Raw genomic sequence first — 23,799 nt, forward strand, 5'->3', positions numbered from 1 at the left:
CCTCACGGTCGCGGCGGGGGGTGGACCGGTCAGGTCATGTCGTCGTAGCGACGCTCCAGCGACTCCGCAGAGGTCACCGGCGCGACGGCCTCGACCCGCTCGCCGGGGGTGATGCTATCGGTGTCGTAGTCGTCCAGTGAAGACGTCTCGTCGTCGTCGACGTCCAGGTACTTGGCCCGGCCGCGCTGACGCCGCTTGTCGTTGAGCATCGAGATGCCCACGACGATGAAGTACAGGATCGCCATGGCGCCGGCCAGCGCGGTCATGCCGAACGGGTCGGGCGTCGGGGTGACGACCGCGGCGAACAGGAACATCAGGAAGATCGCCACGCGCCACCAGCCGAGCATCCGCTTGCCGGTGAGCACGCCCGCGACGTTGAGCATCAGCAGCACGAGCGGGAACTCGAACCCGAACCCGAACAGCATCATGACGCCGGTGACGAACTCGAAGTAGCCCGTCAGGTCGACGTTGATCTGGTATTCCGGGGACATGCCGAGGAAGAACACCAGCGTCTTGCTGACGACGAAGAACGCCAGGAAGGCGCCCGCGGCGAACAGCGGCACGGCGATCGCCGTGAACATGTAGGTGTACTTGCGCTCGTGCCGGTGCAGGCCCGGGGCCACGAAGGCCCACAGCTGGTACAGCCAGATCGGCGCCGCGATGATCAGGCCCGCGTACAGCCCGATCTTGAGCTGGAGCAGGAACGGATCCACGGGCGACGTCGAGTTGAACTGGCACAGCTGCCCCGGACCGAGCTGGTGCAGCTTGAAGTCGCAGTAGGGCGAGTTGATGAAATTCTGGATCGGCTCGGCGAAGTAGATGCCGACCGCCAGACCCACGACGATGCCCAGACAGGCTTTGAACAGCCGGTTGCGCAGCTCGCGGATGTGCTCGATGAGAGTCATCGAGCCGTCCGCAGCGCGTTCGCGCTGGGACGGCCCGCGACGTGCCAGGGGGTTCTTCACGTCTTCCGCCCGGGGGTGGGGTTTCAGCTCTGCCGCTGGACCGGATCCACGATCGGCGCCGCGGAGGGCTTGCCGTCCGCGATCGGCTGCTGCGAGGTGACCTGGGCGTCGGCCTTGTCAGCTGTCGCGGCCTGGCCTTCCTTGCCTTCCTCGGTCAGCGCCTTGGTCTCGGCCTTGAGGATGCGCATCGAGCGGCCGAGCGAACGGGCCGCGTCGGGCAGCTTCTTGGAACCGAACAGAAGGACCAGGACTGCCACCACGAGGAGGATGTGCCAACCCTTGAGCGCGCCGCTGAACATGGGTACTCCAAAAGTAAGTCGGGGTGATCCGGACCAATGGTACTCGGGCCGGAGCGACCAGCCTGCCCATGAAGTGTCGAGCACCACTCTCACCAGCGTCAACGCGGGACGGCTGGTGCTGCATGTTTCTGCAGTGACACCCGGGCGCCCGGCTCAGCGGCCGAATTCGCCCTTCCTCGCCTTGATCAGGGTCAGCCGCTCCTGCGCCAGCTCGGCGCGGATGCGCAGCGAGTCGGCGTGCGCGGCCAGTCCCTGGGCGACCTCGCCCAGCTGCTGGGCACGCAGGGCGACCGCCTGCACCTCGGCCTGGGCCTCCTTGAGCCCGGCCAGCCGCCACAGCAGCACCCGCACCACCAGGGCCAGCCCCAGCAGGCTCAGCAGCACCACAGCCACCACGATCCACGCCACCACGGCAGCAGCCTATCGCCAAACGCCTACGCGTACGCCGCGAGCGCCTGCGCGGCGCTGTCGCGGACCGCCTGGGCCACGCTCTCCGGGGCGACGACCTCGACCTGCGGGCCGAGCCCGAGCACCAGGCGGCGAGCCCAGTCCAGGTCGTTGACCCGCAGTGACACCAGCCACTCCTGCGGCGACACCTCGACCACGGACTCGCACGGGTAGTACTCGGTGATCCAGCGGCCGCCCCGGCCGACGCGCAGCGTCATCGTGGGCGCCTGCGGGTCCGGCTGGAACACGCCCTCGGCGATGTCGTTGGCCTGCGCCTGCGGCGGCGGCGCGGCCAGCTCGTCCAGCTCGGTCAGCACGTCGATGCGGTCGGCCCGGAACAGGCGCACGCCCTCGGCCACCCGGCACCACGCCTCCAGGTACGTGCGCCCCGACACCGACAGCAGCCGCATCGGGTCGACCACGCGCTCGCTGGAGACGTCCCGCGCCGCCGAGTAGTAGCTCAGCCGCAGCGCGCGGCCCCGCTCGACGGCGGCACGCAGTTCGGCGAGCCGGTCCTCGTTGCCGGGCAGGCGCACCGCCACCGGGGCGTCGTGCTCGCCCGCCGCCTGCTCGATCTTGGCCAGCGCCCGGTTGATCGCGTCGCGGTCGGCCACGCCCGGCGTCTCGGCCAGCATCCGCAGCGCCACGACCAGCGCGGTCGCCTCGTCGGGGGTGAGCCGCAGCGGCCGGTCGATGCCCGCGTCGTACGTGATGGTCACCCGGTCGCCGTCGAACGACATGTCGATCAGGTCGCCGGGCCCGTAGCCGGGCAGCCCGCAGACCCACAGCAGCTCCAGGTCCTCCCGCAGCTGCTTCTCGCTCACACCCAGGTCGGCGGCGGCCTCGGTCAGCTCGATCCCCGGCCGCGCCAGCAGGTACGGCACCAGGTTCAGCAGCCGCGCCAGCCGGTCGGCCGAGGTCTTAGGACTGGTCATCGCACCGCCTCCACCAGCTCCTGCGGTGCGGCCACGCCCGCGATCTCGCGCAGCCGGGCGATGGTCGCCTCGCGAACCTCGGCGGGCTCCAGCACCTTCACGTCGGCCCCGTAGCCGACCAGCCAGGCGGCGAAGCTGTCGGGGTCGGCGTAGCGCAGCTCCAGCACGTCGCCCTCGGGCGTCGGGGTGCAGTTGGCCGCCCAGCGGCGCACCCCGGCGGCCCGGCCGGGCGCGACCAGCACCCTGGTGGTGCGGTTGCGCTCCACCGGCCCGGACCAGCGGGCCACGTAGCTGATCAGGTCGAGGTCGGCGGGCGGCGTGAACGCCTGCTCGTCGCCGACCGCCCGCACCGGCCCGACGATGCGCGACAGCCGGAAGCAGCGCGGCGCGGCGCGGTCGATGTCGTGGCCCACCACATACCACCGGCCGCGCCAGCACACCACGCCCCAGGGCTGGAGGCGCCGCGCCGTCGACGCGTCGTCCTCGGGCACCCGGTAGGGGAAGCTCACCTCGCGGCGGGCCCGCGCGGCGGCGGTCAGCGGCTCGAACGCCGCGTCGACGGCCACCACCGGCTCCACGCCCAGGGTCGCGTGCGGGTCGACGTCGACGCCGCCCGCGCGCAGCTTGGCCAGGCCCGAGGTGGCCGCGGCGGCCAGGCCCGCGTGCCGCCACAGCCGCGCGGCCACGCCCACGGCGGCGGCCTCGTCGGGGGTGAGCGGGATCGCCGGCAGCGCGTAGTCGCGGTGGGCGATGCGGTAGCCGGGCTCGGTGTCGAAGACACTGGCGGTGCCGGTCTCCAGCGGCACGCCCAGGGCGCGCAGTTCCGCTTTGTCCCGCTCGAACTTCCGCTGGAACGCCTCGTGCTCACGGGCGTCGTCGGCGTCGTGCTCGTATCCGGGCACGGTCGCGGCGATCTGCGCCGCGGTCAGGAAGCGGCGCGTGGACAGCAGACAGATCACGAGGTTGACCAGGCGTTCAGTTCGACTGCGCGACACGACCGCCACGCTAGCAGCGCCAAGGCTCCAAGCGTTAACCGGCAACAGTCCCTTCTCATCCGGCCCCACCCCCGAACCCCGCCCACCCCTTCGCCGATTTGCCTGGCAATCGGGGGTATACGCCGCACCGAAACCCCCGATTGCCAGGCAAATCGGATGATCGTTGGTAGCTCGGGCGGGTGACGGCGCGCCGGAGGGCCGCCGGTGCGGTGGCGCGGTCGGGGGCCGGCGGCCGGGGCCGATAGGGTCGCCGTGTGATTCGGTGGCGCAGGGGCACGGTGCAGCAGGTCGTACGCGGCTGGCGCGGGGCGGTGGAGCTCACCGTCGTGCTGGCGGCCCGCACCCCCGACGACCCCGCCACGGTACGGGCCCTGGCCTACCCCGACCTCGTCGGCACCCCGCAGCCCGGCGACGAGGTCCTGCTCAACACCAACGCGCTCGCGCTTGGCCTGGGCACCGGGGGGTACGCCCTGGTCGTCGCCGTCCCCGACCGGCTGCCCGAGGACACGCCGCCGCGCGGGCACATCGTCAAGGCCCGTTACAGCCCGCTGCAGACCATCCGGCTGGCCGCCGACGAGGAGGGCTCCCCGCACCGCGCGGCGCTGGTCGACGCCACCGACGTCGGCGGGATGCCCGTGATCACCGCTGACCTGCACTCGGCGCTGCCCGCGATCCTCGCCGGCATCCGCGCCGACGCGCCCGACGCCCGCGTCGCGTACGTGCTCACCGACGGCGGCGCGCTGGCCGCCGGGTTCTCCCGCACCCTCGACGCCCTGCAGGGCAGCCTCGCCGGGACCGTCACCGCCGGGCAGGCCTGGGGCGGCGACCTGGAGGCGGTCAACATCCACAGCGGACTGCTCGCCGCCCGCCACGCCCTGGGCGCCGACCTCGCCGTGGTCAGCCAGGGGCCGGGCAACCTCGGCACCGGCACCGTCTGGGGCTTCTCCGGCACCGCCGTCGGCGAGGCCGTCAACGCCGCCGCGGTGCTGGGCGGGCGGCCCGTCGGCGCGCTGCGCGTCTCCGACGCCGACGCGCGCGAGCGGCACTGGGGGGTCTCGCACCACAGCATCACCGCGTACGGCCGCGTCGCGCTCGCCCCGGCCGACCTGGTGCTGCCCTCGGGGCTGCCTGCCGCGCTGCGCGAGCGGATCGACGCCGACCTGGCCCCGCTGGCGGGGCGGCACCGCGTCGTCACGGTCGACAGCGGCGGGCTCGACGAGGCGCTGCGCGCGGTGCCGGTGAAGCTGTCGACGATGGGCCGGGGCCTGGACGCGGACTACGCGTACTTCCTCACCTGCGCCGCCGCGGGCCGCCACGCCGCCACCCTGCTCTGACGCCACCAGCTCGCGCTCTTTGGTTCGTGCAGTTTCGGGGAAAGTGCACGAATAATGGGCCGCGATCCAGCACTTTCCCCGAAACTGCACGAACGCCCGACACGGGCGAGCGGGGCGCGCAGGCGGGCGGGTCAGGTGAAGATGATGATGGCGGCGATGGCGGCGATCGACAGGACCAGGAGCAGGGCCAGGACCCAGGTGGGGACCGTGTACTCGCCCCGCCGGTTGCGCTGGATCTCCTGGTAGATGCGCTCGCGGCGGCGCTCGCCCCGGCTCAGCTTGACGTCGTCGGCGTTGCGTTCGGGCATCTCGGCGCCGGGCACGCGGTCGTTCGGGTCGCTCATGATGCTCCGAGCGTAGCCCACCCCCCAAGATCACTCATATTGCCGGGCAGCCGGGGGTATGCGGTCCGCCATACCCCCGGCTGCCCGGCAATTCAGTTGATCTTGGGTGGGCCGGTCGTCACATGCTGGCGATGAGGCGCTCGACGCGCTCGTCGTGGGCCCGGAACGGGTCCTTGCACAGGACGGTGCGCTGGGCCTGGTCGTTCAGCTTCAGGTGCACCCAGTCGACGGTGAAGTCGCGCCGCTTCTCCTGCGCGTGCTTGATGAACTCCCCGCGCAGCCGGGCCCGGGTCGTCTGCGGCGGCGTCTCCTTCGCCTCGAACGTGCGCAGGTCGGTCACCACCCGGTCGACCTTGCCGCGCTTCTCCAGCAGCGGGTAGAGCCCGCGCCCGCGGCGCAGGTCGTGGTAGGCCAGGTCCATCTGGGCGATGCGGGGGCTGGACAGCGGCAGGTCGTGCTTGCGCTGGTACGCCTCGATCAGCCGCAGCTTCGTCACCCAGTCGATCTCCCGGCCCACCGAGGCCAGATCGCCGGTCTCCACCGCGGTCAGCACCCGCCCCCACAGGTCCACCACGCGCTGCGCGGCGGGGTCGGGCGCCCGGCGGGCCACGAACTCGACCGCCTTCTCGTGGTAGATCCGCTGGATCTCCAGCGCGCTGGCCTCCTTGCCGCTGGCCAGGCGCACCTTGCGGCGGCCGGTGATGTCGTGCGAGACCTCGCGGATCGCCCGGATCGGGTTCTCCAGCGCCAGGTCGGGCATGGCCACACCGGTCTCGATCATGCGCAGCACCAGGTCGGCGCTGCCCACCTTGAGCAGCGTCGTCACCTCGTTCATGTTGGAGTCGCCGACGATCACGTGCAGGCGCCGGTAGCGCTCGGCGTCGGCGTGCGGCTCGTCGCGGGTGTTGATGATCGGCCGGGACCGGGTCGTCGCCGAGGAGACGCCCTCCCAGATGTGCTCGGCGCGCTGCGACAGGCAGTACACGGCCCCGCGCGGGGTCTGCAGCACCTTGCCCGCCCCGCAGATCAGCTGCCGGGTGACCAGGAACGGGATCAGCACGTCGGCCAGGCGGCCGAACTCGCCGTGCCGCGAGACCAGGTAGTTCTCGTGGCAGCCGTACGAGTTGCCGGCCGAGTCGGTGTTGTTCTTGAACAGGTAGATCTCGCCCGCAATGCCCTCGTCGTGCAGCCGCTTCTCGGCGTCGACGAGCAGGCCCTCGAGAATCCGCTCCCCCGCCCGGTCGTGGGCGACCAGGTCCACCACCGAGTCGCACTCGGGCGTGGCGTATTCGGGATGGGAACCGACGTCGAGGTAGAGGCGGGCGCCGTTGCGGAGGAAGACGTTGCTCGACCGTCCCCATGAGACGACCCGACGGAACAGGTAGCGCGCCACCTCGTCCGGGGACAGCCGTCGCTGGCCCCGGTAGGTGCAGGTGACACCGTACTCGGTCTCTAGCCCGAAGATTCGTCGGTCCATACAAAGACACTAGCCGCCCGAACGCCCAAGGTCACTGTTGTGCGCGCGGCGAGGTCTTGCGTGTAATCCCGACACACACCGTCCCGAGGTGTCGGTAAGGCACCACTCAGTCACCTTGGGTGACCGGTTCCACGCTACCTGCCAGCGTCGATGTCCGCAGGCGGCATGCCGCGAACGTCCCACAACACAGAACGTGACATAAACTTCCGTTGTCATGAAAATTCTGGTCACCGGCGGCGCCGGGTTCATCGGCTCGCAGTACGTCCGCAGCCTGCTCGGCGGCGAGCACAGCGGTCACGGCGACAGCGTGACCGTGCTCGACAAGCTCACCTACTGCGGCAACCCCGCCAACCTCGCCCCCGTCGCCGACAGCCCGCACCTGACCTTCGTGACCGGCGACATCTGCGACGCCGACCTCGTCGACCAGCTCGTCCCCGGCCACGACGCCGTCGTGCACCTGGCCGCCGAGACGCACGTGGACCGCTCGGTGCGCACCGCCGCCGGGTTCGTGCGCACCAACGTGCTCGGCACCCAGGTGCTGCTCGACGCCGCCCTGCGCCACGGCGTCGGCCGGTTCGTGCACGTCTCCACCGACGAGGTCTACGGCAGCATCGAGCACGGCCGCTGGCGCGAGGACCAGCCGCTGGCACCGCGCTCGCCGTACTCGGCGGCCAAGGCCGGCAGCGACCTGCTCGCCCTGGCCTACCACGCCACCCACGGGCTCGACGTCGTGGTGACCCGCTGCGCCAACAACTACGGGCCGTACCAGTTCCCCGAGAAGATCATCCCGCTGTTCACGACGAACCTGCTCGACGGCCTGCCCGTCCCGCTGTACGGAGACGGCACCCAGGTCCGTGAGTGGCTGCACGTGGCCGACCACTGCGCAGCCATCGACCTCGTGCTGCGGCGCGGGCGGCCCGGCGCCGTCTACCACGTCGGCGGCACCGCCGAACTCACCAACCGCGAGCTGGCCGGGCTGCTGCTGGCCGCCACCGGCCGCGACGCGGACCTGGTCCGCACCGTCGCCGACCGCAAGGGCCACGACCGGCGGTACGCGCTGGACGACACCAGGATCCGCGAGGAGCTCGGGTACGCCCCGCGCGTCGGCTTCGCCACCGGGCTGGCCGCCACCGTCGCCTGGTACCGCGACAACCGGGCCTGGTGGCAGCCGCTGAAGGGCGCCGCCGCCCTGCCCGAGCCCGCCTGAGAGACGGCAGCGGCGCCGCCCCGGGAAGGGTGGCGCCGCATCGTCTCGGGCGAGGTCGGTCAGGCCGTCGGCGGAGTCAGCAGCGGGGTCAGCGCCGCCCCGGTCACGCGCCGGAACTTGCGGCCCGGCCGGGCCCGCTCCAGCACCGCCACCTCAAGCTGCTCGGCCGCGAGCGTACGGGCCGCGCCGCCGTCGCCGCCGACGCTGGCCAGGGCCTTGACGGCCAGCTTCAGCGCGTCGCCGAGAGTGTGCTCGGCGCTGTGCTCGGCGCGCAGCACCCCCGCGATCGCCTCGGCCTGGCCGCCCATCGCCATGAACCCGGGCTCGTCCGCGACCGACCCGTCGTAGGTCAGCCGGTACAGCTCGTCGTGCTCGGGCGAGGAGCCGACCTCGGCGACGCAGATCTCCACCTCGTACGGCTTGCCCTGCTCGGAGAAGATCGAGCCGAGGGTCTGCGCGTACGCGCTGGCCAGGGCGCGGCCGGTGACGTCGCGGCGGTCGTAGGAGTAGCCGCGCAGGTCGGCCATCCGCACCCCGGCCGCCCGCAGGTTCTCGAACTCGTTGTACTTGCCCACGGCCGCGAAGCCGATCCGGTCGTAAATCTCGCTCACCTTGTGCAGCGTGGTGGAGAGGTTCTCCGCCACGAACAGCACGCCACCCGCGTACGTCAGCACCACCACGCTGCGACCGCGCGCGATGCCCTTGCGGGCGTACTCCGAGCGGTCCCGCATGATCTGCTCAGGCGAGGCGTAGAACTGCATGGCCACAGCGGTTGTCTCCTTCTGCGAACGGCCGATGGACTACTCGGGACTACTCGGGACGGTCAGCCGACCGGGTGCTCGGTGCGCGCCGCGATGACGGCCTGGGCCATCGCCTCGGTCTCCTCGTCGGTGAACCGTGCCGTGCCCTCGGCCGTCGCGGTCATCACCACGGGGAAGATCTTGCGGATGACGTCGGGGCCGCCGGTCGCCGTGTCGTCGTCGGCGGCGTCGAACAGCGCCTCGATCGCCAGCGGCGCAGCCTGCGCCACGGTCAGGCCCGGCTTGAACCGCTTCTTCAGCGACGACTTCGCGAACAGCGAACCCGAGCCGATCGCGTCGTAGCCCGAGTGCTCCTCGTACAGCCCGCCCGCGATGTCGAAGCTGAAGATCCGGCCGGCCTTGCCCGGCACCTTGGCGTCCAGGTCGAACCCGGCGAACAGCGGGATCACGGCCAGGCCCTGCATGGCCGCGCCCAGGTTCTGGCGGATCATCGTGGCCAGGCGGTTGGCCTTGCCGTCGAGCGAGAGCATCGCGCCCTCGATCTTCTCGTAGTGCTGGAGCTCCACCTGGAACAGGCGCATCAGCTCGATGCCGACACCCGCGGTGCCGGCGATGCCGATCAGCGAGTACACGTCGGCGGGGTGCACCTTCTCGATGTCGCGGCTCGCGATGAGGTTGCCCATGGTCGCGCGGCGGTCGCCGGCCATCACCACACCGTCGGTGCCGGCGATCGCGACGATGGTGGTGGCGTGGGGCGCCACGTCCGCGCTGATCCCGGCGGGCAGCGGACGGCGGCCGGGCAGCAGCTCCGGCGCCACCTGCGTCAGGAACTCGGTGAACGACGACGTTCCCGGCGTGGTGAAACTAGCCGGTAGACGCCCGGGTGAACCAATACCCGCTGCCACGAGGTCTCCTCCAGGTAGTCGATCGCCTTGCGAAGGTTTGCCCGGTCGTCCTTGAACTGTCCAAGGCCGCCGTTGCAGTTGAAGCAAAGGATGCCACGTACGTTACCGAACGGGTGGTCGTGGTCGACGTGCTCGGGTCCCGGTGCGCCGCAGATCGCACACACCCCGCCCTGCCCCGCCAACATCGCGTCGAACTCCGCCTGCCCCATCTTGTAGCGACGCCGCAAGTGGTATTCGCGCGTGCCGCCGTATAGGCGCTGCTTCGACTCACGCCCGCGCGCGTTATGACACGGCTTGCAGTGAGTGGCGTAGCCCGATTCCTCGGCCTTGTTCCGGGGGAAATCCTCAAGCGGCTTGTCCTCACCGCACTGAGGACAGTGTTTCCGACCGTCCGTCACGACCCGCCGAACCTGGACGCCGCGGCCTTCTCGCACTTGAACACGACGGGCATAGCTTGCTTTGGACCGTTCGTTGAAGCACGGCTTGCAGTAGCTCCCGCGGCCATCGGGGCGACGGGGGCTGGCGTGAAACTCGACTAGCGGCTTCCATTGATCACAATCGCGACAGCGTCGTAAGCCATCGCGATCGTTGTTCGCCAGCGGCATGTCCGTTTTGCCCCGATCTGAGTCTATTGTCCGCCTTTTTGTACGTAACCACGGATAAACTCCTCGGCGTTCTCCTCGAGGACGGCGTCGATCTCGTCGAGGATGTCGTCGACGTCCTCGCTGATCTTCTCGACGCGCTCGGCCACCTCGGGATTGACCTCGGGCGCTACCGACTCGGCCTCCTGCTCGCCGCGCGAGCGACCCGACTGTGACTGTCCACCGTCCTGCGTGGCCATCTTCGCCCTCCCTGAAGCCTGTCGTGGGGTTTAAACCTAGCGCGCACCGGTGACGAAAGCGATCACCCCGCGGTGATCAATTCCAGCAGGTCCTTGGCGCTGGGACAACGGTCGAACAGTGCGCCGACGTGCTTCTTGGTGCCCCGTTCGGGCTCCATCATCGGCACCCGCACCAGGGCCTCGCGGCCCACGTCGAAGATGACCGAGTCCCAGCTCGCCGCGACCACTTCGGACGCGTACTTGCCCAGGCACCGGCCGCGGAAGTAGGCGCGGGTGTCCTCCGGCGGCTCGGTCATCGCCGTCCGGGTCGCCTCCGGGTCCAGCAGCGTCTTCATCGCGCCCCGGGCGACCAGGCGGTGGTAGAGGCCCTTCTCGGGGCGCACGTCGGAGTACTGCAGATCCACCAGCTGGAGCTTGGACGACGCCCAGCCGAGGTTCTCCCGCTCGCGGTAGCCCTCCAGCAGCCGCAGCTTGGCCACCCAGTCCAGCTCGTCGGCGAGCAGCATCGGGTCGCGCTCCAGCCGCTCCAGCACGCTCTCCCAGCGGTCGAGCACGTCGTTGGTCATCGCGTCGGTGTCGGCGCCGGTACGGGCCTGCGTGTAGGCGCGGGCGCGCTCCAGGAACGCCCACTGCATCTCCAGCGCGGTCAGGCGGCGGCCGTCGCGCAGGCGCATGGTGTGGCGCAGGCTCGGGTCGTGGCTGACGGCCCGCAGCTCGGCGACGGGGTCGGCGATGCCCAGGTCGGTGGTGAGCGCCTTGTCCTCGATCATCGACAGGATGAGCGCGGTGGTGCCGACCTTGAGGTACGTGGAGATCTCGGACAGGTTCGCGTCGCCGATGATCACGTGCAGGCGGCGGTACTTGTCGGCGTCGGCGTGCGGCTCGTCGCGGGTGTTGATGATGGGCCGCTTGAGCGTGGTCTCCAGCCCGACCTCGACCTCGAAGAAGTCGGCGCGCTGGCTGATCTGGAACCCGGCCTGGCTGCCGTCCTGGCCCATGCCGACGCGGCCCGCGCCGCAGAAGATCTGCCGGGTCACGAAGAACGGGGTGAGGTACGTGACGATGTCGGCGAACGCGGTCTGCCGCTTCATCAGGTAGTTCTCGTGGGCGCCGTAGGAGGCGCCCTTGTTGTCGGTGTTGTTCTTGTACAGGTGGATCTGGTGGCTGCCCGGGATGGTCGCGGCGCGGCGCGCGCCCTCGGCCATGACCTGCTCGCCGGCCTTGTCCCAGCGGACGATGTCGAGCGGGTTGGTCACCTCGGGGGTGGAGTATTCCGGGTGCGCGTGGTCGACGTACAGCCGGGCGCCGTTGGTGAGGATGACGTTGGCCAGCCCCAGGTCCTCGTCGGCCAGGGCCTCCGCGGGGTCGTAGGCGGCGCCGGTGTAGCTGAAGCCGCGGGCGTCGCGCAGCGGCGACTCCTCCTCGTAGTCCCACCGGGCGCGGCCGCCGCGGGCGAGCTCGGGGCGGGCGCCGTAGGCGTTGACGACCTGGGAGGAGGTCACCATCGGGTTGGCCCCGGGCTGACCTGGCACCGAGATGCCGTATTCGACCTCGGTGCCCATGATCCGGCGAACACTCATGCAACGAAGCCTCTCACACCCCGGCCGGTGAGACGAGGAGAGCGCCATCCTCACGGCCGGGTCGGACCCGGCCGGACGGGTGGCCCGGAGCGGGTCAGCGCAGGCGGTAGACGGCGAGGCGGCCGTTGTCGAAGCGCAGGTCGGCGAGGGTGGCTAGGGTCGGCGATTCGGCTGACACGTCTCGATCGACCACGAGCCAGCGCACGCCGAGGGCCTTGAGCTGGGCCAGCCCGGCCGGGGTCGGGTCGGCGAACGCCGCGTCGTTGCGTTTCAGCAGGTCAAGGTCCCAGAAGCCCTCGTTGGGGACGGTGAAGCGGCGCGGGGCGAAGCCCCACGACTCGACGAGGACTTCGCGCTCGGCGTAGGCGCTGAGCCAGAACGAGCGGGCATCGCAGCCGGTCCCGGGCTTGGGACGGTTCAGGCAGTGGTCGTTGGTGGCAAGAACGTCTTCGGGATTGCTGTGTTCGCGGATCCACCGGGCCGCGTCGACGCGCGAGCGCGGCAGCTCGACGGTGAAGTAGGCGCCGCCGTTGGGCGTGCGCAGGGACTTCGCCACGTCCATGGCGTAGCCGGGGGCTCCGGCCAGCAGCACCGCCGAGAGGGCGACCAGGGCGCCCGTGCCGCGCAGTCCGGGGTGGGCGCGGCGTACGAGCGGCCAGAGGCAGGCGGCGACCGCACCGGCGGCGGCGAGCACCGCGGACCAGGTGAGGATGGGCATCAGCCGGTCGAGGCCGCCGCCGTGCTCCCCTTCGGCCCAGTCAAGCTGGACGGCGGTGAGCACGGCGGCGTACGAGACGGCGGCGGCGGTGAGGGCGGCCTTGGCGCGGCCGCTCAGCGGGGTTCGGGCGGCCAGGTCGGCCCAGCCCCAGCCGGCCAGCAGCACGCCGAAGGTGACCCCGGCGCGGGTGAAGTACTGCGCGTTGTCGCTGGCGAAGCTCAGGTAGAGGGCGGGGCCGGCCAGGGCGCCGCCGACGAGCAGCAGCTGCGCGGGTTCCAGCCGCCAGCGCTGCCGCCGCAGCAGCGGCAGGGCGCCGAGGTACTTGACCAGGATGTTGAGCCCGAAGGCGAGGAAGACCAGCACCGCGGCGACGGCCTCGGGCAGCCCGCGGTCGTTCGGCGCCCGCCAGAACCGCATGACGTTGTCGAACGGGTCGAACTCCAGGCCGTAGGTCTGGAAGCGGAACAGCACCGCCGTGGCGAACAGCTGGGCCGCGCCGAGCACGGCGCCCAGGCCGACCACGTGCCAGGGGACGCGCCGCCGGGTGATCAGCAGCACCAGGCCGGTGAGGGCCATGGCGCCGAGGGTAACCGGCAGCACGCTGGCTTTGGCGCCGGAGGCGGCCAGGGCGAGCAGCCCGGTCAGCACGTATGCGCCGGGCAGGCCGATGCGCGGTGCCCCTGCCTGCGCCGGTGCGGTGAGCCCGTCGGCGAGCACGGCGATCAGCGCGATCAGGAGCACCCAGCTGTACGTGATCGACATGCCGTGCCAGACCACGAACATGGTGAACGTGCCGAACGGCTGGGTGACCGGGTCGGTGAAGTTGATCTCGCCGACGACCCACATCAGCACGGCGGCCGCGACCCCGGCGTAGGGGCGGCCGCTGACGCGCCGGGCGACCACGGCGGTGAGCACGATCGCGGCGGCGCACAGGGCGGGCACGGCCAGCCGCAGCGACACCACGGTCAGGTCCACCCCGGCGACGCGGCCGGCCATGGCCATGTGCGCGTAGCCGAACCAGTGGTAGTTCAGCGGTTCCGCGGCGGCCTGCGGCAGGTGCAGCGGGAAGTGGTTGCTCGCCTCGCCCGCCAGCGAGAGCTGGTAGGCGAGGTCGAGGTACTGCCGGGTGTCCTCGCCGGTGGGCAGGATCGGGTTGCGGTCGAGGAAGACCACGAACAGGTAGGACGAGAAGAAGATGACCACGGCCGCGACGGACCAGGCCCAGCCCCAGCCGGTCTGCTCGGGGTAGGCCCGGGGCCGCCAGTGGCGGCGCAGCCGGGGCACGGCCAGGAACGGCAGGTACACGGCGGCGGGCCACAGCCAGCTGTACGGGCGCAGGTCCAGCGCCGAGAGGGCCGCCCAGGCGGCCAGTTCGAGGGTGAGCCCGACGGCGGCGCCCAGCGCCACGTCCTCGACGAAGGTGTGCGGGTGGCGGCGCAGCGCGCGGTAGACCAGGGTGCCCGGCAGGGTGACCGCCAGCAGCGCGTACGCGGCGAAGCGGAGGATGTCGAGCGGGGCGGTGCCGCTGCGCAGGAGCAGGGCGGCCAGCACGGCCAGCGCGCTCGCCGCCGGGACCCAGCGCAGGAGGCCGTCGCCGGGGGCGGCGCGGCGGGGCCCGGCGGGCGCCACGGCGTCGGGGGCGCTCCGGTCGAGCAGCTCTGGTGACACCATTACCTCTGTCTCCTAGGCTCGGACCGGCATCCCGGCCGGTAGATGATAGCCAGCGGGCAGCCTCCGGGCGCCGACCACATCGATCCGCCTGATCGGCGAAAATGCCCTCCGGCGGGTAATATCCGCGCGTCCGTGCCTGTGGAGGGACCCCCGCGATGAACGTGCCGCTGCTGTCGGTCGTGATTCCGATGTACAACGAGCAGGAGGTCCTGCCTCTGCTCATCGCCCGCCTGCGGCCGCTGCTGGACGGTGCCGGGATCGCCTATGAGGTCGTCGCGGTCGACGACGGCAGCACCGACGCGACCGGGGCCGCGCTGATCCAGGCGGCCCGGCAGTGGCCGGGCCTGCGCGTGGTGCGGCTGCGGCGCAACAGCGGCCACCAGGCCGCGCTGACCGCGGGCCTGCACCGCTCGCGCGGGCACTACGTGGCCAGCATCGACGCCGACCTGCAGGATCCGCCGGAGAAGATCCTGGAGATGCTCGACCTGGCCCGCGCCGAGGACCTCGACATCGTGTACGGCGTGCGCGACGACCGCACCACGGACTCCTTCTTCAAGCGGCACACCGCGCAGCTGTACTACCGGATGATGCGGCGCCTGGTCGGCAAGAAGATCCCGCACAACGCCGGGGACTTCCGGCTGCTGAGCCGGATCGCGGTGGACGCGCTGAAGGCGATGCCGGAGCACCAGCCGGTGTACCGGCTGCTGGTGCCGTGGCTGGGCTTCCCCAGCGGCGAGGTGACCTACCGGCGCGACGCGCGTGCGGCGGGCAGCACGAAGTACCCGCTGAGCAAGATGATCAAGCTGGCGGTCGACAGCGTCACGAACTTCTCGGCCGCGCCGCTGCGCCTGGCGACCTGGTCCGGCCTGCTGACCTTCCTGGCCTGCCTGGTGCTGGGCGTCTACAGCATCGTGCAGCACTCCCGGGGCGACACGGTCAGCGGCTGGACGTCGCTGTTCACCGCGATCCTGTTCGTCGGCGGCCTGCAACTGCTGTGCCTGGGCCTGCTCGGTGAGTACCTCGGGCGGCTGTATGCCGAGGTCAAGGGCCGGCCGACGTACATCGTCGGGTACGACTCGGCCATGCACGTGCCCGCGCAGGAGCCCGTCGACGAGGCCGACGGCGACCGGCTGAGCGGGCTCGCGGCGCGCTGACCCCCGAACGTACGGCGGCGGGTGCACCCGATGGGTGCACCCGCCGTCTGTGTCCTGTGCCGGTTACAGGTACTGGCCGGTGTTGCTGACCGTGTCGATCGAGCGCCCGGACTCGGTGCCCTTGCCGCCGGAGACCAGCGTGCGGATGTACACGATCCGCTCGCCCTTCTTGCCGGAGATGCGGGCCCAGTCGTCGGGGTTGGTGGTGTTGGGGAGGTCCTCGTTCTCGCGGAACTCGTCCAGGCAGGCGTCGAGCAGGTGCTGCAGGCGCAGCCCCTTCTTGCCCGAGGACAGGAACTCCTTGATCGCCATCTTCTTGCCGCGGTCGACGATGTTCTGGATCATCGCGCCGGAGTTGAAGTCCTTGAAGTACAGGACCTCCTTGTCACCGTTGGCGTAGGTGACCTCCAGGAAGCGGTTCTCCTCGGTCTCGGAGTACATCCGCAGCACCACCGAGTTGATCATCGCGTGCACGCACGCCTCGGCGGAACCGCCGTGCTCTGCCAGGTCGTCCGGGGACAGCGGCAGGCCGGTCAGGATGTACTTGCTGAAGATGTCCTTGGCCGCCTCGGCGTCGGGCCGCTCGATCTTGATCTTCACGTCGAGCCGGCCCGGGCGCAGGATGGCCGGGTCGATCATGTCCTCGCGGTTGGAGGCGCCGATGATGATGACGTTCTCCAGGCCCTCCACGCCGTCGATCTCGCTCAGCAGCTGCGGGACGATGGTGTTCTCCACGTCCGAGGAGACGCCGGAGCCGCGGGTACGGAAGATCGAGTCCATCTCGTCGAAGAACACGATCACCGGCGTACCCTCGGAGGCCTTCTCCCGAGCTCGCTGGAAGATCAGCCGGATGTGCCGCTCGGTCTCGCCGACGTACTTGTTGAGCAGCTCCGGGCCCTTGATGTTGAGGAAGTAGCTGGTCTTCTTCTCCTCACCGCGGCGCTCGGCGATCTTCTTGGCCAGCGAGTTGGCCACCGCCTTGGCGATGAGGGTCTTGCCGCAGCCGGGCGGGCCGTAGAGCAGCACACCCTTCGGGGGACGGAGGTGGTGCTCGCGGAACAGGTCCGCGTGCAGGAAGGGCAGCTCCACGGCGTCGCGGATCTGCTCGATCTGGTGCACCAGGCCGCCGATGTCGGTGTAGTCGACGTCGGGCACCTCCTCCAGCACGAGGTCCTCGACCTCGCTCTTGGGGATGCGCTCGTACGCGTACGCCGACCGGGGCTCGATCATGAGGGAGTCGCCGGACCGCAGCGTGCTCTCGATCAGACCTTCGGCCAGGAACACGATCCGCTCCTCGTCGGCGTGCGAGATGACCAGTGCGCGGTCACCCCCGTCGAGGATCTCCTTGAGCATGACGACCTCGCCGACCCGCTCGAAGCCGAGCGCGTCGACGATGTTCAGGGCGTCGTTGAGCAGGACTTCCTGCCCGCGCTGCAGCGCGTCGACGTCCAGCGACGGCGACACGGCCACTCGCAGCTTGCGCCCGCCGGTGAAGACGTCCACCGTGCCGTCTTCATGCCGGGACAGGAAGACACCGTAACCGCTCGGCGGCTGCGCCAGGCGGTCGATCTCCTCCTTGAGCGTGACGATCTGGGCGCGCGCTTCCTTCAGCGTGGCCACCAGTCGTTCGTTGTTCTCGGTCAGGCGCGCCAGCTGTGCCTGGGTCGCGGCGAGCCGCTCCTCCAGCTGCCGTACGTGCCGTGGACTCTCGCTCAACTTCCGCCGCAACAGGGCGAGCTCCTCTTGCAGGAACGCGACCTGAGTGGAGAGATCGTTGGCTTCCTTCTCCCACCGCGCGGCGCGCGCATCCGCGTCGTCGCTTTTTGCCACGTCCCACCTCCCCGGGGGTGTCCTCCTGTCGGTCCCACCTCGATCGGGCCGACATCAAGGGTGCTCCTAACACTAGCGGCTGATCGCCCCAGTTGAACCCTCCCGACACCCGCGTACCGAAGAAGGTGATCGAGAAATCGCCCCCGGCGCGGCCCTGCCGGGCGGGGCGGGGCGGCGGCGCGCTAGGGTCAGCACGTGACAGAGCTGCGGGTGCGGGTGGATCAGGATCTGTGCACGGGCGACGGCCTGTGCGTGCAGTACGCACCCGAGGTGTTCGAGTTCGACGTCGACGGCCTGGCCTACGTGAAGGGCGAGGACGGTGAGCTGCTGATGGCGGCCGGCGCGACCGTCGGCATCCCGGCCCACCTGCGGCTGGAGGTCATCGACGCGGCCAACGAGTGCCCTGGTGAGTGCATCCACATCCAGCGCGACGCCGACTCCGAGCCGCTGACCGAGGACGAGCGCAACGCACTGCGCTGACCCGGTCGCTGTCCGCTTACAGCTTAAAACGGCAAAGGCCCCGTTCCGGTGAATACCGGGTAACGGGGCCTTTATCGTCGTATCTGCCGGTCAGAGCATCGGGCGCCCGGCCAGTGAGGCGATGAGCTGGGCGAACTCCTCCAGGCGGGAGATCTGGCCCGAGCCGCCGTCCTCCATGGTCTTGCCGAAGCGCAGCGCGTCCTGGCGCACCACGTGCTGCGGGTCGTCCAGCGGATGCCCGTTGGACGACTCGTCCAGCGAGCTGAGCAGCAGGTACACGTCGACGCTGTCGACGCGCAGGTGCCCCGCCGTGGTCCGGGTCAGCCGGCGGCGGCAGCCCACCTCGGTGATCACCGACAGGGGCACCACCCGCAGCGAGGAGATCATCGAGCCGGGCGGGCCGTCACCGGGGGCCGTGTCCTCGCCGTGCCACAGCAGCAGCCGCGACCCGTCGCAGACCACCACCTCCTGCCACACCCCGTTGAACTCGTTGACGAAGCGCTCCAGGGTGAACCCCAGCACCTGGGTGCCGCGCAGGACACCCTCCAGGGCCTCCAGCGCCACCTCGGGGTCGCGCAGGTAGGCCCGCGCCGCCGAGTCCAGGTCGGGGTAGGGCGACCAGTCGGGGAAGACCGACCCGGGCACGATCACTCCTCGTCGTCGCGCACCGGCGCGTCCTGCACGGTGCTGGCGGCAGCCTCGGCGGCAGAACCCTGCTTGCGCAGCTCGTACGCCTCGCGGCCCTTGCTGGGCTTGCGGCGGCGCGGCGGCGCGGTCACGCCGGGCGCGAGCTTGCGCGCGCGCACCAGGAACGCGGTGTGCGCGATCATGCGGTGGTCGGGGCGCACGGCCAGGCCGTCGGCGTGCCAGTCGCGCACCAGCGACTCCCAGGCCAGCGGCTCGGTGAAGCCCCGCTCGCGCAGCGCCTCGACCAGCTCCGACAGCTGCGGCGTGGTGGCGACGTAGCCGATGAACACCCCGCCGGGCAGCAGGGCGCGCTCGACCATGTCGAGGGCCTCCCACGGGGTGAGCATGTCCAGGATGATCCGGTCGAAGCCGGTCTCGGCGTTGTCGGCGACGTCGCCGACGTGCAGGTGCCACGACGGCATCGACGGGCTCGCGGGCTTGCCGTCGGCCGCCCAGGTGGTGCCGAACCAGGACTGCACGTTCTTGCGGGCCACCGCGGCGAAGTCGTCGCGCAGCTCGTACGACCACAGCTCGCCCTCGGGCCCGACCGCCCGCAGCAGCGAGCAGGACAGCGCGCCCGAGCCGACGCCCGCCTCCAGCACCTTCGCGCCGGGGAAGACGTCGCCCATGGCCACGATCTGCGCCGCGTCCTTGGGGTAGATGACCTGGGCGCCGCGCGGCATCGACAGCACGTAGTCGGCCAGCAGCGGCCGCAGCGCCAGGTAGGCGGTGTTGCCGGTGGAGTGCACGACGCTGCCGTCGGGGCGGCCGATCAGGTCGTCGTGGGCCAGGATGCCGCGGTGGGTGTGGAACGCCTTCCCGGGCTCCAGCACGATGGTGTGCATCCGGTTCTTCGGGTCGGTGAGCTGCACGCGGTCGCCCGCGGTGAAGTTGCCGCGCCGTACGGCCGGCATCGGATCGGTCATCGCCTCATATCCCTGTCTGCTTCGCGGGCGCGGACTTCAGCGCGGCCGGATCGAGGACCTGCACGACGTCCATGGCGGTGAGCACGCCCACCACATCTTCCCCGTTGACCACGAGGTAGGGCGCAGCCGGGTCCCCGCGCAGGAGCTTGATCACGTCGGCGCCGCGGGCGGAGGCGGGGATGCGGGCGACGGCGTCGATGCTGCGGGCGACGGTCTCCACGCTCACCCAGGGACGGCGCGCGGGCGGCACCGCCGCGGCCGCGTCCGGCACCACCAGGGCGACCAGCTGCCCGTCCGGCCCGGTGACGCCGAGCAGCGCGGCGGACCGGCCGTCGGCGTCCGCGCGGCGGTCGGCCTCGGCCAGCGAGGTGCCCGCCGGGACCGCGTAGACGGGTTTGGCCAGGGCGGTCGGGTCGACCAGCGGGTAGCGGCGGCGCACCCGGGCGGTGAGCACGGCCCCGGCCGCGCCCTGCCAGATGCTGTACGCCACGAACAGGCCGAACGCCAGGCCCCACCCGTCATACCGGCCCGTCAGGAACAGCAGCGCGGACACCGCCGCGGTGAGCAGCGCGACGACCCGGCCCGACCAGCCCGCCACGAGCAGTCCGGCGTCGCGGTTGCCGCGCGCCGCCCACACCAGCGCCCGCAGCGCCCGGCCGCCGTCCAGCGGCCACCCGGGCAGCGCGTTGTACACCGCCACGATCACGTTGCACACCGCGAGCTGGAACGCGATCTGGCCGGCGACCGTGCCCTCGGGCAGCAGGACAGCGGCGACGAAAGCACCGACGCCCAGCAGCCCGGAGACCACCGGCCCGGCGATCGCTGTCGTGAACTCGACGCCGGGGCGGGGCGAATCGTGCTCGAACTCGGTGTACCCGCCGAGCAGGTCCAGCGTGATGCCCTTGACCCCGATGCCGTGGCGGCGGGCGGTCAGCGCGTGGCCCAGCTCGTGCAGCAGCACCGACAGCAGCAGGCAGGCCACGAAGCCCAGCCCGGCGAGCCAGCGCGCGGGACCGTGCAGGTCCAGGCGGGCGCCGAGCACCTCGCCGTACCAGAAGGTGATCACGACCGCCATGAGCAGCCACGATCCGCTCAACCGGAGCGGGAACCCGAACACGCGCCCGATCTGGAAGCCGGATCGCCGCTGCTCGGGCGGTTCGGGCTGGGGTGTCGGCTCGGTCACGGCGTCGTCTCCATCGTGACCATGCTATGCCCCGCCGTCACCTACGCGCCGGTTGTGCCGTGCGGAGGTGGTCGTACCACTGTCCTAACCTGTGGGCTATGACCGAGCAGCCGGTGTCGGAGACGACCTCGCCCCGCCCCCTTCCGTCGCTGTCCCCCTCCCGAGCCGCCGACTTCAAGACCTGCCCCCTGCTGTACCGGTTCCGCAGCATCGACCGCATCCCCGAGCAGCCCACCGCCGAGCAGGCGCGCGGCACGCTGGTGCACGCGGTGCTGGAGAAACTGTTCGACTCCCCCGCCGCCGACCGGACGCGGGAGATCGCCGACGAGCTGGTCACCCCGCAGTGGGAGCGGCTGGTCGGCGAGCAGCCGGAGCTGGGCGCCCTGTTCGACGGCACCGAGCGGACCCGCGAGGAGTTCCTGGCCTCGGCGCAGGAGCTGCTCGGCGGCTATTTCGCGGTGGAGGACCCGCGCCGGCTGGAGCCCGCCGAGCGGGAGACGCTGATCGAGGCGGTCCTGGGCGAGGCGGGCGAGGAGCAGCTGCTGATCCGCGGCTACATCGACCGGCTGGACGTGGCGCCGGGCGGGCAGCTGCGGGTGGTCGACTACAAGACCGGCGGCTCGCCCCGGGAGGCGTTCGAGTCGCGGGCGCTGTTCCAGCTCAAGTTCTACGCGCTGGTGCTGTGGCGCACGCGCGGCACGGTGCCGAAGGTGCTGCGCCTGATGTACCTCAAGGACGCCGAGATCTGCGACTACACCCCCGACGCCGAGGAGCTGACCCGCTTCGAGCGCACCCTGTTCGCGCTGTACCGGGCGATCGAGACCGCGACGGTGGCGCAGGACTTCCGGCCCAAGCCGAGCAAGCTGTGCAACTGGTGCGCGCACCAGTCCCGGTGCCCGGAGTTCGGGGGCACGCTGCCGCCGTTCCCGCAGCAGGTCACTGCGGCCACCATCGACGCACGCCAGCGCCGCCTTGAGGGGACCAGGTAGCCTCGCCGGGTGCCCCTCCCCTCCCACCTGCTGATTTCCCTCGACAGCGTCCGGCGCTGGCTCAGGTCCGACTGGTGGACGCCGCTGCGCGCCGACACGGCGCTGGCGGCGGGGCTGTTCGTCGGCCAGGTGCTGCTCATGCGGGCCGAGCCGTCCTGGAGCGGGCACACCGGCGGCTGGCTGACGGTGTGGACCGCGGTGACGCTGCTGCCGGTGGTGCTGCGGCGCCGGTGGCTGTGGGGTGCGGTCGGGTTCCTGCTGCTGACGCAGGTGGCGGGCTGGTTCAACCCGCTGGTGTGGACCGGGCAGGGCGTCACCCTGTGGGTGCTGGCGTACACGCTGGCGGCGTACGAGCGCTGGTGGCGCGCGGTCGCGGGCAGCCTGCTGCTGTGGACCGCCAACGACCTCGTCTTCGTCTACGCCCACGGCGCGGGCTACCTCGAGGACAAGGCCGGCGGCGAGCTGATCTCGCTGTCGGCCGGGCTGGTCGTGAACGCGGTCGCCATGGTGATCACGTTCCTGATCGGGCGCACCGTGCGGGCCCGGCGCGAGGCGTCGGCGGCACTGGCCGAGCGGGCCGCGGTCGCCGAGGCGGGACGGCAGGCCCACGCCGAGCAGGCCGTCGCCGAGGAGCGCCGCCGCATCGCCCGCGAGCTGCATGACGTGGTGGCGCACCACGTCAGCGTGATCGGGGTGATGTCGACAGCCGCGCGCCGGATGCTGCACCGCGACCCGGCCGCCGCCGACGAGGCGCTGACCACGATCGAGCAGACCTCCCGCACCACGCTGCGGGAGCTGCGGCGGCTGCTGTTCGTGCTGCGGGCCGAGGGCGCCGCCGAGCCGGACGAGGCGGGCCTTACCCCGCAGCCGGGGCTGGCCGGGCTGCCCCTGCTGGTGGAGCAGGTGTGCGAGGCGGGGCTGCCGACCGCGCTGCGCGCCGACGGGCTGCCCACGGACCTGGACCCGGGCGTGGGGCTGACGGCCTACCGGATCGTGCAGGAGGCGCTGACCAACGCGCTCAAGCACGCCGGGCCGTGCCGGGCCGAGGCCAGGGTGGCCGTGGACGGCTGCCGTCTCACGATCGAGGTGTTCGACACGGGCCGGGGGCCGCGTACGCGTACCCTCACCGCAGACGGGATCGCGGCGCCGGGGCACGGCCTGCTCGGCATGCGCGAGCGGGTCGCCGTGTACGGCGGCACCCTGCGCACCGGCCCCCGCCCCGGCGGCGGGTTCCGGGTGTACGCGGTGATCCCGCTGGAGCAGACCGGCCCCGCCCTGGCGGCGGCCCTCGACACGGGCGTGGAGGTGCCGCGGTGAAGCCCATCCGGGTGCTGCTCGCCGACGACCAGCCGCTGCTGCGCAGCGGGTTCCGGATGGTGCTGGGCGCCGAGAGCGACCTCGACATCGTCGGCGAGGCCGCCGACGGCGCCGAGGCCGTCGAGCTGGCCCGGCGGCTGCTGCCGGACGTGGTGCTGATGGACGTGCGGATGCCGCGCCGCGACGGGGTGGCCGCCACCCGCGACATCGTGGCGGCCAAGCTGCCGGTCCGGGTGCTGATCCTGACCACGTTCGACCTCGACGACTACGTGGTGGGCGCGCTGCGGGCCGGGGCCAGCGGGTTCCTGGCCAAGGACGTGCCCGCCGAGGAGCTGGTCGCGGCGATCCGGACGGTGGCGGCGGGCGAGGCGGTGGTCGCGCCGCGCATCCTGCGGCGGCTGCTGGACCGGTTCGCCGACCTGCTGCCCGACCCGGACGTGACCGTGCCGGACGCGCTGGCGCCGCTGACCGAGCGCGAGCGCGAGGTGCTGGTGCAGGTGGCCCGGGGACTGTCCAACGCCGAGATCGCCAAGGTGCTGACGGTCAGCGAGACCACGGTGAAGACGCACGTCGGGCACCTGCTGACCAAGCTGGGGCTGCGCGACCGGGTGCAGGCGGTGGTGCTGGCGTACGAGACGGGACTGGTGCGCCCCGGGTCGGGCCGGCCGTAGCGGGAGGAGGCCGGCTCGTCCTTCAGGAGGAGACGGCCCCGGGCAAGACCGTGCTGGAGTCGGAGGGCGGACCGGGGCGGCGC

Annotated in this window: 23 protein-coding genes and 1 pseudogene; 7 read left to right on the top strand and 17 right to left on the bottom strand. The window is 71.5% G+C overall.

The annotated features are described in order from the left end of the window. Window positions 1–29: 29 nt before the first annotated feature. From tatC to Cs7R123_RS09340, 5 genes are all read right to left on the bottom strand, one after another. Window positions 30–905, bottom strand: coding sequence for a twin-arginine translocase subunit TatC (gene tatC / locus Cs7R123_RS09320; RefSeq protein ID WP_244871721.1), 876 nt, complete (start codon window positions 903–905; stop codon window positions 30–32). Window positions 906–988: 83 nt separating this feature from the next. Further along, window positions 989–1,264 carry a Sec-independent protein translocase subunit TatA gene (tatA, locus tag Cs7R123_RS09325; RefSeq protein ID WP_212825182.1) on the bottom strand — a complete coding sequence of 92 codons (276 nt, stop codon included), beginning with the start codon at window positions 1,262–1,264 and terminating at the stop codon, window positions 989–991. Window positions 1,265–1,417: 153 nt separating this feature from the next. Beyond that, window positions 1,418–1,675, bottom strand: coding sequence for a hypothetical protein (locus Cs7R123_RS09330; RefSeq protein ID WP_212825184.1), 258 nt, complete (start codon window positions 1,673–1,675; stop codon window positions 1,418–1,420). 23 nt (window positions 1,676–1,698) lie between these two features. Beyond that, complete coding sequence (locus Cs7R123_RS09335; protein WP_212825186.1) at window positions 1,699–2,646, bottom strand: YafY family protein; 948 nt, start codon at window positions 2,644–2,646, stop codon at window positions 1,699–1,701. Further along, on the bottom strand, window positions 2,643–3,641 hold the full coding sequence (locus tag Cs7R123_RS09340; RefSeq protein ID WP_212825188.1) for a YafY family protein: 999 nt from the start codon (window positions 3,639–3,641) through the stop codon (window positions 2,643–2,645). Before Cs7R123_RS09340 ends, Cs7R123_RS09335 begins: the two co-directional genes overlap by 4 nt. A 254-nt stretch (window positions 3,642–3,895) precedes the next feature. On the opposite strand from Cs7R123_RS09340, the gene Cs7R123_RS09345 reads away from it, so the two are divergent. Further along, on the top strand, window positions 3,896–4,975 hold the full coding sequence (locus Cs7R123_RS09345) for a DUF3866 family protein (protein WP_212825190.1): 1,080 nt from the start codon (window positions 3,896–3,898) through the stop codon (window positions 4,973–4,975). Window positions 4,976–5,106: 131 nt separating this feature from the next. Here the strand turns inward: Cs7R123_RS09345 and Cs7R123_RS09350 are convergent, their stop codons facing one another. Then, window positions 5,107–5,319, bottom strand: a complete 213-nt coding sequence (locus Cs7R123_RS09350; protein WP_212829309.1) for a hypothetical protein — start codon at window positions 5,317–5,319, stop codon at window positions 5,107–5,109. Window positions 5,320–5,437: 118 nt separating this feature from the next. Beyond that, window positions 5,438–6,796, bottom strand: a complete 1,359-nt coding sequence (gene pafA, locus Cs7R123_RS09355; protein WP_212825192.1) for a Pup--protein ligase — start codon at window positions 6,794–6,796, stop codon at window positions 5,438–5,440. Between the two features lie 214 nt (window positions 6,797–7,010). On the opposite strand from pafA, the gene rfbB reads away from it, so the two are divergent. Beyond that, window positions 7,011–8,003: a dTDP-glucose 4,6-dehydratase gene (rfbB, locus tag Cs7R123_RS09360; protein WP_212825193.1), complete on the top strand. Its 993-nt coding sequence runs from the start codon at window positions 7,011–7,013 to the stop codon at window positions 8,001–8,003. A gap of 77 nt (window positions 8,004–8,080) precedes the next feature. On the opposite strand, the pseudogene prcA reads toward rfbB, so the two are convergent. From prcA to Cs7R123_RS09390, 6 genes and pseudogenes are all read right to left on the bottom strand, one after another. Next, window positions 8,081–8,770: pseudogene (prcA, locus tag Cs7R123_RS09365) on the bottom strand (proteasome subunit alpha); the annotation flags it as partial. Between the two features lie 56 nt (window positions 8,771–8,826). Next, the gene (prcB, locus tag Cs7R123_RS09370; protein WP_212825197.1) at window positions 8,827–9,669 is read right to left on the bottom strand and encodes a proteasome subunit beta; all 843 of its coding nucleotides are present in this window, start codon (window positions 9,667–9,669) and stop codon (window positions 8,827–8,829) included. Further along, window positions 9,588–10,067, bottom strand: a complete 480-nt coding sequence (locus Cs7R123_RS09375) for an endonuclease VII domain-containing protein (RefSeq protein WP_244871722.1) — start codon at window positions 10,065–10,067, stop codon at window positions 9,588–9,590. The genes prcB and Cs7R123_RS09375 overlap by 82 nt, the downstream gene beginning before the upstream one ends. A 230-nt stretch (window positions 10,068–10,297) precedes the next feature. Next, the gene (locus Cs7R123_RS09380) at window positions 10,298–10,510 is read right to left on the bottom strand and encodes a ubiquitin-like protein Pup (protein ID WP_212825201.1); all 213 of its coding nucleotides are present in this window, start codon (window positions 10,508–10,510) and stop codon (window positions 10,298–10,300) included. 62 nt (window positions 10,511–10,572) lie between these two features. Continuing rightward, window positions 10,573–12,090 (bottom strand): depupylase/deamidase Dop, encoded by a 1,518-nt coding sequence (gene dop / locus Cs7R123_RS09385; RefSeq protein ID WP_374706927.1) that lies wholly within the window; start codon window positions 12,088–12,090, stop codon window positions 10,573–10,575. Window positions 12,091–12,184: 94 nt separating this feature from the next. Further along, on the bottom strand, window positions 12,185–14,479 hold the full coding sequence (locus Cs7R123_RS09390) for a hypothetical protein (protein ID WP_212825202.1): 2,295 nt from the start codon (window positions 14,477–14,479) through the stop codon (window positions 12,185–12,187). Between the two features lie 155 nt (window positions 14,480–14,634). On the opposite strand from Cs7R123_RS09390, the gene Cs7R123_RS09395 reads away from it, so the two are divergent. Further along, the gene (locus tag Cs7R123_RS09395) at window positions 14,635–15,633 is read left to right on the top strand and encodes a glycosyltransferase family 2 protein (RefSeq protein WP_212825204.1); all 999 of its coding nucleotides are present in this window, start codon (window positions 14,635–14,637) and stop codon (window positions 15,631–15,633) included. A 63-nt stretch (window positions 15,634–15,696) separates the two neighbouring features. On the opposite strand, the gene arc is transcribed toward Cs7R123_RS09395, so the two are convergent. Then, complete coding sequence (gene arc / locus Cs7R123_RS09400; protein ID WP_212825206.1) at window positions 15,697–17,463, bottom strand: proteasome ATPase; 1,767 nt, start codon at window positions 17,461–17,463, stop codon at window positions 15,697–15,699. A gap of 195 nt (window positions 17,464–17,658) precedes the next feature. On the opposite strand from arc, the gene Cs7R123_RS09405 reads away from it, so the two are divergent. Further along, entirely contained in the window at window positions 17,659–17,943 is a 285-nt protein-coding gene (locus Cs7R123_RS09405) for a ferredoxin (protein WP_212825208.1), read from the top strand. A 90-nt stretch (window positions 17,944–18,033) separates the two neighbouring features. Here Cs7R123_RS09405 and Cs7R123_RS09410 read toward each other — a convergent pair whose 3' ends face one another. The 3 genes from Cs7R123_RS09410 to Cs7R123_RS09420 are packed head-to-tail and all read right to left on the bottom strand — an operon-like array spanning window position 18,034 to window position 20,739. Continuing rightward, window positions 18,034–18,588: a hypothetical protein gene (locus Cs7R123_RS09410; RefSeq protein ID WP_212825210.1), complete on the bottom strand. Its 555-nt coding sequence runs from the start codon at window positions 18,586–18,588 to the stop codon at window positions 18,034–18,036. Window positions 18,589–18,590: 2 nt separating this feature from the next. Beyond that, the gene (locus tag Cs7R123_RS09415; RefSeq protein ID WP_280517284.1) at window positions 18,591–19,556 is read right to left on the bottom strand and encodes a tRNA (adenine-N1)-methyltransferase; all 966 of its coding nucleotides are present in this window, start codon (window positions 19,554–19,556) and stop codon (window positions 18,591–18,593) included. Between the two features lie 4 nt (window positions 19,557–19,560). Continuing rightward, complete coding sequence (locus tag Cs7R123_RS09420; protein WP_244871723.1) at window positions 19,561–20,739, bottom strand: M50 family metallopeptidase; 1,179 nt, start codon at window positions 20,737–20,739, stop codon at window positions 19,561–19,563. A gap of 98 nt (window positions 20,740–20,837) precedes the next feature. Here Cs7R123_RS09420 and Cs7R123_RS09425 point away from each other — a divergent pair, with 98 nt between their 5' ends. From Cs7R123_RS09425 to Cs7R123_RS09435, 3 genes are read left to right on the top strand one after another with little or no spacing between them, the layout of a single operon-like run. Next, entirely contained in the window at window positions 20,838–21,728 is an 891-nt protein-coding gene (locus tag Cs7R123_RS09425; RefSeq protein ID WP_212825212.1) for a PD-(D/E)XK nuclease family protein, read from the top strand. A 9-nt stretch (window positions 21,729–21,737) separates the two neighbouring features. Continuing rightward, window positions 21,738–23,045: a sensor histidine kinase gene (locus tag Cs7R123_RS09430; RefSeq protein WP_244871724.1), complete on the top strand. Its 1,308-nt coding sequence runs from the start codon at window positions 21,738–21,740 to the stop codon at window positions 23,043–23,045. After that, the gene (locus Cs7R123_RS09435) at window positions 23,042–23,716 is read left to right on the top strand and encodes a response regulator transcription factor (RefSeq protein ID WP_280517285.1); all 675 of its coding nucleotides are present in this window, start codon (window positions 23,042–23,044) and stop codon (window positions 23,714–23,716) included. The genes Cs7R123_RS09430 and Cs7R123_RS09435 overlap by 4 nt, the downstream gene beginning before the upstream one ends. Window positions 23,717–23,799 lie beyond the last annotated feature (83 nt).

This window comes from Catellatospora sp. TT07R-123, assembly GCF_018327705.1.
In the GTDB taxonomy this organism is placed as follows: Bacteria; Actinomycetota; Actinomycetes; order Mycobacteriales; family Micromonosporaceae; genus Catellatospora.